This is a genomic window from uncultured Nevskia sp., assembly GCF_903885465.1.
Classification (GTDB): domain Bacteria; phylum Pseudomonadota; class Gammaproteobacteria; order Nevskiales; family Nevskiaceae; genus Nevskia.
In genome coordinates this window covers 1-12,179 of record NZ_CAISIQ010000181.1, presented here as the reverse complement: position 1 = coordinate 12,179, position 12,179 = coordinate 1, and the positions used below count along the sequence as shown (strand labels likewise).

Below are 12,179 nucleotides of genomic sequence, written 5' to 3'. Positions count from 1 at the left end.
TCGCGGAACAGCAGGAACAGGCCGATCGCCATGAAGGTGTCGCCGACGCGAGTGACGACGAAAGCCTTGCGGGCTGCGGCACCGTTGGCAGGGTCCGTGTACCAGAAGCCGATCAGCAGGTAGGAGGCGAGACCCACACCTTCCCAACCGAGATACAGGAACAGCAGGTTGTCGCCGAGCACCAGGAACACCATGCTCAACACGAACCGGTTCACGTACGAGAAGAAGCGGCCGTAGCCCTTGTCCTCGCGCATGTACCAGGAAGCGAACAGGTGGATCAGGAAGCCGACGCCGCAGATCACCGAGATCATCGTCAGGCTCAGGCCATCGAGCCGCAGCTGCAGCTCAGGCTTGAAGCGGCCGACCTCAAACCAGGTCCACAGATGCTGGGTGTACACACCGCCTTCCGGCGGATGGGTCATGAACTGGAACACGCACAGTGCAGTGACCAGCGCCGAAATGCCGACCGAGCCGACGCCGATCACGGCGGCGGCGTTCTCGCTCCACTTGTCGCGTCCGAAGGACAGCAACAGGAAGCCGATCATCGGCGCGAGGAAAACCAGGAAAAGAAGATCGAACATGTCTGCTTATCCCTTCATTTCGGAAGCAGCGTCGGTGTCCAGCGTCTGGAACCGGCGGTACAGCTGAAGGACGAGGGCCAAGCCAACGCTGGCTTCGGCGGCGGCCAGCGTCAGGATCAGGATGAACATCACCTGCCCATCGGCCTGGCCCCAGCGGCTGCCCGAGGCCACGAAGGCAACGGCGGCGGCGTTCATCATCACTTCGATCGACATCAGCACGAACAGGATGTTGCGGCGGACAAGAATGCCGAGCAGCCCGAGTGAAAACAGGATGCCAGACAGGATCAGCGCGTGTTCCAGAGGAACCGTCGCTGCGGTGGTCGCGATTTCGGTAGTGGTCATGGTTTTAGTTTTGATCGCTGATGCGCACGTGGCGGATCAGTCGTGTCTCCCCATGTGGAAAGCGGCGACCAGCGCTGCGAGCAGCAGCATCGACGCCAGTTCCACGACCAGCAGATAAGGCCCGAACAGCGCGATGCCAACCATCTTGGCGTCGATCACCGAGCCGCCGATGCCGCCGTTCAGCGTTGGCGACAGCACGCGGATCATCTCGATCATCAGCACGCCGCAGAGGATGCCGGGGCCAAGCCAGGCTTTCGGCGTCAGCCAGCGACGCTCCTGATCGATCGCCGCCTGGCCGAGGTTGAGCATCATCACCACGAACACGAACAGCACCATGATCGCGCCGGCATAGACGATCACTTCCAGCGCACCGGCAAACGGCGCGCCGATCGAGAAGAACACCATCGCCACCGCGAGCAGCGAGGCGATCAAGTACAGCAGCGCATGCACCGGGTTGGTGTTGGTGATCGCGAACACCGTGGCGATGACGGCGACGGCTGCAGAGAGATAGAACGCAATTTCCACGATGATCGTCCGGGCTCAGGGCAGCAGCGATTTCACGTCGACCGGCGGCGTCTCGTTCGCGGCAGCGCCCTTCGGCTTGCCTGCGATCGCCATGCCGGCCACGCGATAGAAGTTGTAGTCGTGATATTTGCCGGGACCGGCGATCTGCAGGTGTTCCTTCTCGTAGACGAGATCCTGACGGCGGTACTCGCCCAGCTCGTAGTCCGGGGTCAGCTGGATTGCGTTGGTCGGGCAGGCTTCTTCGCAGTAGCCGCAGAAGATGCAGCGCGAGAAGTTGATGCGGAAGAATTCCGGATACCAGCGGCCGTCTTCACGCTCGGCCTTCTGCAGGCTGATGCAGCCGACCGGGCAGGCCGCCGCGCACAGGTTACAGGCCACGCAGCGCTCTTCGCCGTCCGGATCGCGAGTCAGCACGATGCGGCCGCGATAGCGCGGCGGCACGTAGATTGGCACTTCCGGGTACATCAGGGTGTCGCGCTTGCGCCAGCTGTGGGTGAACACCATCCACATGCTGCGCAGATTGCTCCAGATACCGCCGAGGATTGCTTTCATGAGTCTTTACGGATTCGAGAGCACGAAGGCGCCAGTGACCAGCATGTTGATCACCGACAGCGGCAGACAGAACTTCCAGCCACCGGCCATCACCTGGTCATAACGCGGGCGTGGCAGGGCCGCACGCAGCAGGATGAAGATCACCACGAAGAACAGCGTCTTCGCCGCGAAGTACGGGAAGGCGAGCCAAGGCATCGCTTCGACGCCGGGGCCGTGCCAGCCACCGAAGAACAGGGTCACCAGCAGCGCCGAGATCAGCACCACGCCCACGTACTCGGCAACCATGAACATGCCGAACTTCATGCCCGAGTATTCGGTGTGGTAACCGGCGGCCAGTTCCTGCTCGGCTTCCGGCAGATCGAAGGGATGGCGATGGACCACGGCGATCGAAGCCAGCGAGAAGGTACAGAAGCCGAAGAACTGCGAGACGATGAACCAGCCGTGCTGGGCCTGGTAGGCAACGATGTCGCTGAGCTTGAACGAGCCGGTCCACATCACCACGCCCATCAGCGCGATGCCCATGAACACTTCGTAGCTGACCATCTGTGCCGCCGAACGCAGGCCACCGAGCAGCGAGTATTTGGAGTTCGACGACCAACCGCCGAGCATCACCGCGTAGACCTCGAGCCCGGCAATCGCGAAGAAGAACAGCACGCCGATCGACAGGTCCGGCGCCACGCCCCAGGTCGGCGTGATCGGGATCAGCATGAACGCCAGCATCAGCGTTCCCATGGCGATCATCGGCGCCATGATGAAGGTGGGCTTGTCGACGAACGGCGGAATCCAGTCTTCCTTGAAGAAGATCTTGACCATGTCGGCGACCACCTGCAGCGACCCGAACGGACCGACGCGATTGGGGCCGTAACGGTCCTGCCAGAGACCGAGCATGCGGCGCTCGATCCAGATCAGCAGCGCAGCGACGATGACCATGCCGAACAGAATCACCAGGCCCTTGAGGACCTCGACGATGATCGCAACGATCGCCGGAGCAGTCAGGAACTCGATGATCGCAGTCATGCGCGCGCGGCTCCGCTGATCTTGGCGTTGCCACCGGTGACGGTGAACGGCACGCCCGGCAGGATCGGCATCGCGAGGGTGCCGGCAGCCAGTTCAGCGCGGCGCTGCAGCGGCAGACGAACTGTCAGGCCATCGATCTGCACGTCGACCATCGAGCCGTCGGCCAAGCCCAGCGCTTCGGCATCGGCCGCGTTCAGCGCCACGTGCGCAGCTGGAATGCGGCTCTGCATCGGCACTGCCTTCGCCGACAGCTCTTCGCTGCCGAACAGATGCTGGGAGGCGACGACGAGGAACTCGCCCGCACGCGCCTTGAACGCTTCCGGCACGTGGTTCGCGTACGCCGGCACCTTTGGCGCATTGGCGGCCGGTTCGATCAGGCGCACGCCGGCGTCACCGCCGAGCGAATGACCACCGACCTCATCCTGATACTTGTTCCAGGACTGCGGCGAGTTCCAGCCGGGTGCCCAGGCGAACGGCGTCAGCGCAGCAGGACGTTCGCCGGCCTGTACGCCGTTGTGGCCTTCCATCGAGAACGTCAGCGCGGTGTCGGCATCCTGTGGCTGACGCGGCTCGTGCACCGACAGGTTGGCGCGCATCGCGGTGCGGCCGGAATAACGATGCGGTTCGCGGGCTATCTTCAGGCCACCGATGCGGAACTTGGCGCTCGGGGCTGCGTGAACGATGCCAGCCAGCACCGGCAGCACGGCGGCTACTTCGGCCGTCGCGTGGTCGAGCTGTTCCCAGACCGGCGAGGCACCGAGCTGCTGGGCGCGCACGCCGTGCAGCCAGTTCCAGCTTTCGCGGATCTTGGTTTCCGGCTTGTAGTAGGCCGGGTCGTAAACCTGGAAGTAGCGCTGCGCGCGGCCTTCGTTCGATACCAGGGTGCCATCGGCTTCGGCGAAGCTGCCGGCCGACAGCAGTAGTTCGGCGCGCTCGGCGGTCTCGGTCATCTGGTGATCGACGACGATCAGCTTGGCCTTGGCAAGCACGGCATCGACGCGGGCCTTGGGCGCGCGACGATAGAGGTCGTTCTCGAGCACGACCAAGGTGTCGGCCTTGCCGGATTCGATCGCCTTGAAGGCTTCGTCGATGCTCGGTGCCGCCATCAGCGCGGTACCGAGGCTGTTCGCTTCGGGAACGATCAGCATCAGTTCGACGATCTTGCCGCGGGCATGCAGCGCCCAGGCGACATTGGCAGCAGCATTGATCACCGATTCCGAACCAGCGCCGGTGCCGGAGACGATCACCGCCTTGGTCGAGGCGAGCAGGCTGTCGGCAATGCGTTGGGCGCGCTCGGTGGTCGCGGCATCGAGGCCGGCGACGGCGGGCGAGGCCGGGTCGATGATGTTGGCGACGGCATAGCCGAGGCGGGCGAGATCGGCCGGTGCAGCACGGACGGTTTCCTTCGCCAACTCGTCGATGCGCGTGGCATCCGGCGTGGCGATGAAGATCGGGTGCTTGTGGTGCTGGCCGATGTCGGCAATCGCGATCGCCTGCCATTCCGGAATGTGCTTCTCGGCAGCCATCTGCGTCGCGCGGCCTCTGGCGACTTGGCGCAGCGCCATCGCCACCCGGGCAGCGGTGTTCATCACGTCCTCGCCGAGCACGAAGGCAGCGTCGGCCGATTCGATGCCGCGCAGGCTGCCCGTCGGCACCGGGCCGGTGCGCAGTACTTCGGCAATGCGCTTGACCAGCACGCCTTCGGCAGCGGCATGGCCATCGAAGTAGTTGCCGGCACCGACCAGCTGGCGCAGCGCGAAATTCGATTCGAGGCTGGCGCGCGGCGAACCGATGCCGACCACCCCCTTCGCCGTCTTCAGCAGGTTCGCGGCATTGAGCAGCGCCTCATCCGGGCTGATCGTCGCGAACTGGCCGTCACGCTTCAGCATCGGCTGGCGCGGACGGTCCTTGTTGTTGACGTAGCCATAGCCGAAGCGACCGCGGTCACAGAGGAAATAGTGGTTGACAGTGCCGTTGTAGCGGTTCTCGATGCGGCGCAGTTCGCCGTAGCGTTCGCCGGGCGAGATGTTGCAGCCGACCGAGCAGCCCTGGCAGATGCTGGGCGCGAACTGCATGTCCCACTTGCGGTTGTAGCGCTCGCTGTGGGTCTTGTCGGTGAACACGCCGGTCGGGCAGACCTCGGTGAGATTTCCCGAGAATTCCGATTCCAGCACGCCGTCTTCGGCGCGGCCGAAATAGACGCGGCTCGCCGAGCCATAGACGCCGAGATCCTTGCCGCCCGCGTAATCCTTGTAATAACGGACGCAGCGATAGCAGGCGATGCAGCGGTTCATCTCGTGACCGATGAACGGGCCGAGGTCCTGATTGTTATGGGTGCGCTTGGTGAAGCGATAGGTGCGTGCGGCATGGCCGGTCATCACCGTCATGTCCTGCAGATGGCAATGGCCGCCTTCTTCGCAGACCGGGCAGTCGTGCGGATGGTTGGACATCAGCCATTCGACGACGCTCTCGCGGAACGACTTCGATTCGGCGTCGTCGATGGTGATGTAGGTGCCGTCGCTGGCTGGCGACATGCAGGACATGACGATGCGACCGACGGTGTCGTTGACATCGCGGTACTGCTTGACCGCGCACTGGCGACAGGAGCCGACGCTGCCGAGCGCCGGATGCCAGCAGAAGTACGGAATATCGAGCCCGAGGCTTAGGCAGGCCTGAAGCAGGTTGTCTGCTCCGTCTACCGTGAATTCCTTGCCGTCTACGTGAATGATGGCCACGTGGTGTCGTATTCCTTAGGTCAGGCCGCTGCGTGAGTCGCAGTGGTCTTGTCGATCTTCTTGATCGTGGCTTCGAACTCGCCGCGGAAGAACTTCAGTGCCGATTGCAGCGGCTCCATCGCGCCCGGCGCATGCGCGCAGAACGGGCGGCCGGGAGCCAGGAAGCGGGTCATCTTTTCGAGCATCTCGATGTCGCCCGGGCGGCCTTCGCCGCGCTCCATTGCCACCAGCGTCTTGTAGGTCCACGGCAGGCCGTCACGGCAGGGCGTGCACCAGCCGCAGGATTCGCGAGCAAAGAAATCTTCCAGATTGCGGACCACGCTGACCATGTTCTGGCGGTCGTCGACAACCGTCAGCAAGCCGGTGCCCATACGCGATCCGGCCTTGGCGATGGTGTCGAAATCCATTGCCAGATCGAGATGATCCGGGGTCAGGAAGTCGGTCGAAGCGCCGCCCGGCAGCCAGGCCTTGAGCTTCAGGCCGTCCTTCATGCCGCCGGCATGCACTTCGAGGATTTCCCGGGCCGTGGTGCCGATCGGCAGTTCCCAGAGGCCGGTCTTCTTGGCACGGCCGGAGATGCCGTAAAGCTTGGTGCCGCCGTCCTTGCTCTTGCCCTGGTTGAGTCCCAGGAACCAGGCCGAACCGTTGTTTACGATGTGCTGGACATTGCACAGCGACTCGACGTTGTTGACCACCGTCGGCTTGCCCCACAGGCCGGCGATCGCCGGAAACGGCGGCTTGGCGCGCGGGTTGGCGCGGCGGCCTTCCAGCGAATTGATCAGCGCGGTTTCTTCACCGCAGATGTAGCGGCCGGCGCCGGTGTGGACGTGCAGGTCCATGCTCCAGCCGGAGCCGAGGATGTCCTTGCCGAGAAAGCCGGCGGCGTTCGCTTCGGCAATCGCGGCATTCAGGTTCTTCGCCGCTTCAACGTACTCGCCACGCAGGAAGATGTAGGCGCGGGTGGCCTGGATCGCGTAGCCGGCGACGATCATCGCTTCGACCAGCGAATGCGGGTCGGACTCCATCAGCAGGCGATCCTTGAAGGTGCCCGGCTCCATCTCATCGGCATTGCAGACCAGATAGCGGCTGCCCGGCGATTTTTCCAGGCTCGGCACGAGGCCCCATTTGACGCCGGTCGGGAAGCCGGCGCCGCCACGGCCGCGCAGATTGGCGTCCTTGACCGCCTTGGTGACATCGCCCGGCGCCATTTCCTTCAGCGCTTTGCGCACCGCGCGGTAACCACCGGCGGCCGAGTATTCCTTCAGGTTCAGCGGCGCACGACCGGCAACGATGTTGGCGGTCAGCGGCTTGGTTTCAGCAATGTTGGCAGTCACTTGTACTGCTCCAGCAAGGCGGGAATCGTTTCGGGCGACAGGTTCACGACGGTGTCGTCGTTGATCATCGCGACCGGGCCCTTGTCGCAGGCGCCGAGGCAGCAGATCGGCAGCAAGGTGAAACGGTTGTCCGCGGTGGTCTGGCCGAGGTTGATGCGCAGATGGGCGCTGATCGCCTCGCGCACTTCGTCGTAACCAGTCAGGTAGCAGGAAATGCTGTCGCAGATCTTGATCACGTTGCGGCCGACCGGCCGGCGGAAGATCAGGTTGTAGAAGGTGGCAACGCCTTCGACGTCAGCTGCCGGAATGCCGATCAGCTCGCCGATCTTGGCGATCGCGGCGTCCGGCACCCAGCCGTGCTTCTTCTGCACGATCTTCAGCGCGTCGATCGACGCGGCGCGGTTGTCGTCGTAGTGATGCAGGCAGTGCTCGATCTCGTGCCGTTCCTCGTCGGACATCACGTAGGGCGGCGTCGCCGGCAGGCTCTGGCCGGCCACGAGGTCGGCCAGCTTCATCACGGTGGGGCTGGAGCCCGGAATAGAGCTGGGGGTCACGTTAGCGGTCGACATCGGCCATCACGAAGTCAATGGTGGCGAGCAGCATGATCAGATCGGGGATCATGGCTCCCTTGATGATGTAGGGGATCGCCTGCAAGTGCGGGAAGCTCGGCGTGCGGATGCGCGTGCGGTAGCTCATCGTCGAGCCATCGGACGTCAGGTAATAGCTGTTGATGCCCTTGGTCGCTTCGATCAGCTGGCAGGACTCGTTCGCCGGCATCACCGGTCCCCAGCTGACGCCGAGGAAGTGGGTGATCAGGGTTTCGATGTCCTTCAGCGTCCGCTCTTTCGGCGGCGGGCAGGTCAGCGGGTGATCAGCCTTGTACGGACCGGCCGGCATGTGGCTCAGGCACTGGCGGATGATCTTGCAGCTTTCGCGCATCTCGTTGATGCGGACGATCGCGCGATCGAAAGCATCGCCCTTGCTGCCGAGCGGCACTTCGAACTCGAAGTTCTCGTAGCCCGAATACGGCCGCTTCTTGCGCAGGTCGTAATCAACGCCGGTGGCACGCAGACCGGGGCCGGTGATGCCCCATTCGATCGCTTCTTCGGCGTTGTACTGGGCGACATTGACCGTGCGATTGCGCAGGATCGAATTGTCGAGCGCGGCGCGCTGGTATTCGTCGAGCCGCTTCGGGAACCAGTCGAGGAATTCCTTGACCTTGCGATCCCAGCCCTGCGGCAGATCGTGGGCGACGCCGCCGATGCGGAACCAGGCCGGATGCATGCGGAAGCCGCAGATCGACTCGATCACGTCATAGGCTTTCTGCCGGTCGGTGAACATGAAGAAGATCGGCGTCATCGCGCCGACGTCCTGGATGAACGTGCCGAGGAACAGCAGGTGCGAGGTGATGCGGAAGAACTCGACCATCATCACGCGGATCGCTTCGACTCGCGCCGGCACCTTGATGCCCGCCAGGCGCTCGACCGCGAGCACGTAGGGCAGGTTGTTCATCACGCCGCCGAGGTAGTCGATGCGGTCGGTGTACGGAATGAACGTGTGCCAGGACTGGCGCTCGGCCATCTTCTCGGCACCACGATGGTGGTAGCCGATGTCCGGAACGCAGTCGACGATCTCTTCGCCATCGAGCTGCAGCACGATGCGGAAGGCACCGTGCGCGGACGGATGGTTCGGGCCAAGGTTCAGGAACATGTAGTCGTGGTCCTTCTCGGACCGCTTCATGCCCCATTCCTCGGGGTTGAACATCAGCGCGTTCTGTTCCTCGTCCTGGCGACCGGCGGTCAGCAGGTAGGGATCGAACTCGGTCGCGCGCGCCGGGTATTCCTTGCGCAGCGGGTGACCCTTCCAGTAACGCGGCAGCAGGATGCGCTGCAGGTTCGGATGGCCTTCGAACTTGATGCCGAACAGGTCCCAGGTTTCGCGCTCGTACCAGTTGGCGTTGGCCCAGATGTTGGTGATCGACTTGACCACCGGGTACTCGCCGATCAGCGCCACCTTGATGCGAACGTCGGAATTCCGGTCGATCGACAGCAGGTGATAGAACAGCGTGAAGTCCGATGCCGGCATGCCCTGCCGGTTGCGGCGCATGCGCTCGTCAACGGCGTGGAAGTCCAGCAGCATCTTGTAGGGATTGGCGACGTGGTGCTTGAGGAACACCAGCACCTGGTCACGGATTTCCAGCGGCACCCAGACGGTCGGGCAATCGTCTTTTGAAGCCTGGTAGACGAGGTTGGTTTCGCCGAAGCGATCGAACAGCTCGCGCACCACCGGTGGCAGCACCACCGGCGGACGGATGTTGGGGTTCTTCAGAGGGGCGTCGTCGGCCATCTGTATGCGATCTCAGACCGAATCGGGGCTGCGCAGAATCGTCTCCGCATTGCGGGCCGCCTGCTTGCGATCACGCTCGGCCGGCATCGGCTTGCGGTAAACGCCCTGATCGCCGACGACCCAGGACAGCGGACGCTGTTCGGCGGTGATCGAGTCCTGCAGCAGCAGCAGCGCCTGCAGGAAGGCTTCCGGGCGCGGCGGGCAGCCAGGAATGTAGACGTCCACCGGCAGGAACTTGTCGACGCCCTGGACCACGGAGTAGATGTCGTACATGCCGCCGGAATTGGCGCAGGAACCCATCGAGATCACCCAGCGCGGTTCGAGCATCTGCTCGTACAGGCGCTGCACGACCGGAGCCATCTTCTGGAAGCAGGTGCCGGCGATGACGATCAGATCGGCCTGACGCGGCGAGGCGCGAATGACTTCGGAACCGAAGCGGGCCAGATCGTGGACGGCGGTGAACGCCGTCGCCATTTCCACGTAGCAGCAGGAAATGCCGAAGTTGTACGGCCAGATCGAGTTCTTGCGGCTCCAGTTGACCAGATCGGACAGCTTGGTCAACACGATGTTCTTGCTGACCTCGTCCTCGATGTAGCCCTCGCCGGAATTGACGCCGGGCGGGGTCGGGGAGTGAGTCTGGCCGTTCTTGTCGATGCGCTTTAAGGCGTATTCCATGGTCAATGGCGAGGGCGCTGGCTGGTCAATTCTTGACTGGCGGGGGAGGTACCACGACATCGGCAGGCGGGTTCAGCTGCGGCAGGCTGCGGCGGCCGGCGAGCGTTTTCGGCGCCCAGTCCAGCCCACCCAGACGCCAGACATAGGCGAGGCCGATCAGCAGCACGGCAATGAAAATGCAGGCCTCGATATAACCGGCCCAGCCGCTTTCGCGGATCGACACGGCCCAGGCATACAGGAATACCGCTTCGAGATCGAAGATCACGAAGAACATCGCCACCAGATAGAACTTGGCGGAAAAACGCAGATGGCCACCGCCGACGCCGACCACGCCGGACTCGAAGGCTTCGTTCTTCGCCCGGCCGTTGTTGCGGCTGCCGAGCACCGACGAAAGGCCGACCATCAAGGCGACGACGAATAATACGGCGCCGACATAGAGGCCGAAGGCCCAGGTTTGGGGGGTGTATGAGCTTATGAATTCCACGCCCGCTCGTTCTCTTGCAAGATCGTTGGCACTAGCCCTAATCGCGATGTCGACAGCGACAAAACATCGCGGGAGGGGTCTTTTTTCAGATGATCGGTATGATACGCAGAACACCTACCCGATGACACCCTGTCACGGGCTTTACCCGACCTCCTCCCTTGTCAAATCTGATCATCCGCCTGAAAACCCAGGAGGACCGTCGCCTGCGCGCCGGCCACCTGTGGATCTACTCCAATGAAATCGACACGGCTCGCACGCCGATCAAGTCCATCACCGCTGGCAGCCTGTGTCGCTTCGAGGATGGTCGCGGCAAGCCGATCGGCGCCGGCTACATCAATCCTCAGGCCCTGCTCTGCGGCCGCTTGCTGACCGGCCAGTACGACGCCGTATTCGACGCCGAATGGCTGTCGCGCCGGCTGCAGGCTGCCGCCTCGCTGCGCGACAAGCTTTATAGCCAGCCGTTCTATCGCCTGGTGTTCGGCGAGGCCGACGGCTTGCCGGGTCTGGTCGTCGATCGCTACGGCGACGTGCTGGTGGTGCAGATCGGCACCGCTGGCATGGAGCACCTGAAACCGCGCCTGATCGAAGCGCTGCAGTCGACGTTCTCGCCGCGCGGCATCGTGCTGCGCAACGACAGCGCTTCCCGCGAAGCCGAAAACCTGCCGCTGTACGTCGAGGAAGTTGGCGATGTGCCCGAGACCGTGGTCATCGACGAATCCGGTGTGAAATTCGAGATCGCGATGCGCGGCGGTCAGAAAACCGGCTGGTTCTTCGATCAGCGTGACAACCGTGACCGCATGGCCCGCTACATCAAGCCGGATTCCGCCGTGCTCGACGTGTTTTCCTACGTCGGCGGCTGGGCGCTGCGCGGCCTCGGCCATGGCGCCGCGTCGGCAACTTGTGTCGATTCTTCGACGCCGGCGCTGGCCGCTGCCGAACGCAATGCCGCGCTGAACGGCAAGAAGATCGAGACCATCAAGGGCGATGCGCTCGAGGTCATGAAGCAGCTGGCCGTCGATGGCCGCCGCTACGATGTCGTCGTCGTCGATCCGCCGGCGCTGATCAAGCGCAAGCGCGATCACGAGGAAGGCCTCGGTCTGTACGGCCGCCTGAATCGCGCCGCGCTGAACCTGCTGACCCCGGGCGGCGTGCTGGTGTCCTGCTCCTGCTCGCACCATCTGGCCGCGGACGAACTGCAGCGCGTGCTGCTGCGCGAATCACGGGCAGCGGCGAAGCGCCTGCAGATCCTGGAAACCCTGGAGCAGGGGCCGGATCACCCGGTGCATCCGGCGATTCCGGAGACCCGCTATCTCAAGGGCTACGTGGCCAGCTCGATCAACGAGCAGTTCTCCTAGAATCTGCCCCAGAATCTGCTCGCTCTAGTCGAACGGTCACCGGCATGCTGACGCACCCCGATTTCAACCCCATCGCGCTGGCGCTCGGGCCGGTCAAGATCCATTGGTACGGGATCATGTACCTGCTCGGCTTTGCCGGTTTCTACTGGCTGAGCTGCCGGCGCGGCCGCTATGACTGGCTGAAATTCTGGACGCCGGAGCGGGTGTCGGACGTGCTGTTCTACGGCGTGCTC

The 12,179-nt window shown here is 63.6% G+C and carries 13 protein-coding genes; 2 read left to right on the top strand and 11 right to left on the bottom strand.

Annotated elements, in window-relative coordinates; genetic code table 11:
* From QZY06_RS06910 to ndhC, 11 genes are all read right to left on the bottom strand, one after another.
* Positions 1-581, bottom strand: a 581-nt coding sequence (locus QZY06_RS06910; RefSeq protein WP_295682020.1) for a proton-conducting transporter membrane subunit, incomplete at its 3' end; no start/stop codon positions are given.
* 6 nt (positions 582-587) lie between these two features.
* On the bottom strand, positions 588-923 hold the full coding sequence (gene nuoK / locus QZY06_RS06905) for an NADH-quinone oxidoreductase subunit NuoK (RefSeq protein WP_022975638.1): 336 nt from the start codon (positions 921-923) through the stop codon (positions 588-590).
* 36 nt (positions 924-959) lie between these two features.
* Positions 960-1,448 carry an NADH-quinone oxidoreductase subunit J gene (gene nuoJ, locus QZY06_RS06900; protein WP_293388909.1) on the bottom strand — a complete coding sequence of 163 codons (489 nt, stop codon included), beginning with the start codon at positions 1,446-1,448 and terminating at the stop codon, positions 960-962.
* A gap of 15 nt (positions 1,449-1,463) precedes the next feature.
* On the bottom strand, positions 1,464-2,000 hold the full coding sequence (nuoI, locus tag QZY06_RS06895; protein ID WP_022975640.1) for an NADH-quinone oxidoreductase subunit NuoI: 537 nt from the start codon (positions 1,998-2,000) through the stop codon (positions 1,464-1,466).
* Between the two features lie 6 nt (positions 2,001-2,006).
* Complete coding sequence (gene nuoH, locus QZY06_RS06890) at positions 2,007-3,005, bottom strand: NADH-quinone oxidoreductase subunit NuoH (protein ID WP_366946344.1); 999 nt, start codon at positions 3,003-3,005, stop codon at positions 2,007-2,009.
* A gap of 8 nt (positions 3,006-3,013) precedes the next feature.
* Positions 3,014-5,752 carry an NADH-quinone oxidoreductase subunit NuoG gene (gene nuoG / locus QZY06_RS06885; RefSeq protein WP_295682014.1) on the bottom strand — a complete coding sequence of 913 codons (2,739 nt, stop codon included), beginning with the start codon at positions 5,750-5,752 and terminating at the stop codon, positions 3,014-3,016.
* A gap of 20 nt (positions 5,753-5,772) precedes the next feature.
* Complete coding sequence (nuoF, locus tag QZY06_RS06880) at positions 5,773-7,086, bottom strand: NADH-quinone oxidoreductase subunit NuoF (protein ID WP_295682011.1); 1,314 nt, start codon at positions 7,084-7,086, stop codon at positions 5,773-5,775.
* Positions 7,083-7,601 (bottom strand): NADH-quinone oxidoreductase subunit NuoE, encoded by a 519-nt coding sequence (gene nuoE / locus QZY06_RS06875; protein ID WP_022975644.1) that lies wholly within the window; start codon positions 7,599-7,601, stop codon positions 7,083-7,085. Before nuoE ends, nuoF begins: the two co-directional genes overlap by 4 nt.
* Positions 7,602-7,641: 40 nt before the next feature.
* The gene (gene nuoC / locus QZY06_RS06870) at positions 7,642-9,432 is read right to left on the bottom strand and encodes an NADH-quinone oxidoreductase subunit C/D (RefSeq protein ID WP_295682009.1); all 1,791 of its coding nucleotides are present in this window, start codon (positions 9,430-9,432) and stop codon (positions 7,642-7,644) included.
* A gap of 12 nt (positions 9,433-9,444) precedes the next feature.
* Positions 9,445-10,107 carry an NADH-quinone oxidoreductase subunit B family protein gene (locus QZY06_RS06865; RefSeq protein ID WP_366946342.1) on the bottom strand — a complete coding sequence of 221 codons (663 nt, stop codon included), beginning with the start codon at positions 10,105-10,107 and terminating at the stop codon, positions 9,445-9,447.
* A gap of 25 nt (positions 10,108-10,132) precedes the next feature.
* Positions 10,133-10,582, bottom strand: coding sequence for an NADH-quinone oxidoreductase subunit A (gene ndhC / locus QZY06_RS06860; protein WP_366946343.1), 450 nt, complete (start codon positions 10,580-10,582; stop codon positions 10,133-10,135).
* Positions 10,583-10,749: 167 nt separating this feature from the next.
* Here ndhC and QZY06_RS06855 point away from each other — a divergent pair, with 167 nt between their 5' ends.
* Entirely contained in the window at positions 10,750-11,946 is a 1,197-nt protein-coding gene (locus tag QZY06_RS06855; RefSeq protein WP_295682006.1) for a class I SAM-dependent rRNA methyltransferase, read from the top strand.
* A gap of 44 nt (positions 11,947-11,990) precedes the next feature.
* Positions 11,991-12,179 (top strand): prolipoprotein diacylglyceryl transferase family protein (locus QZY06_RS06850; protein ID WP_295682003.1); only part of this gene is annotated, 189 nt, incomplete at its 3' end.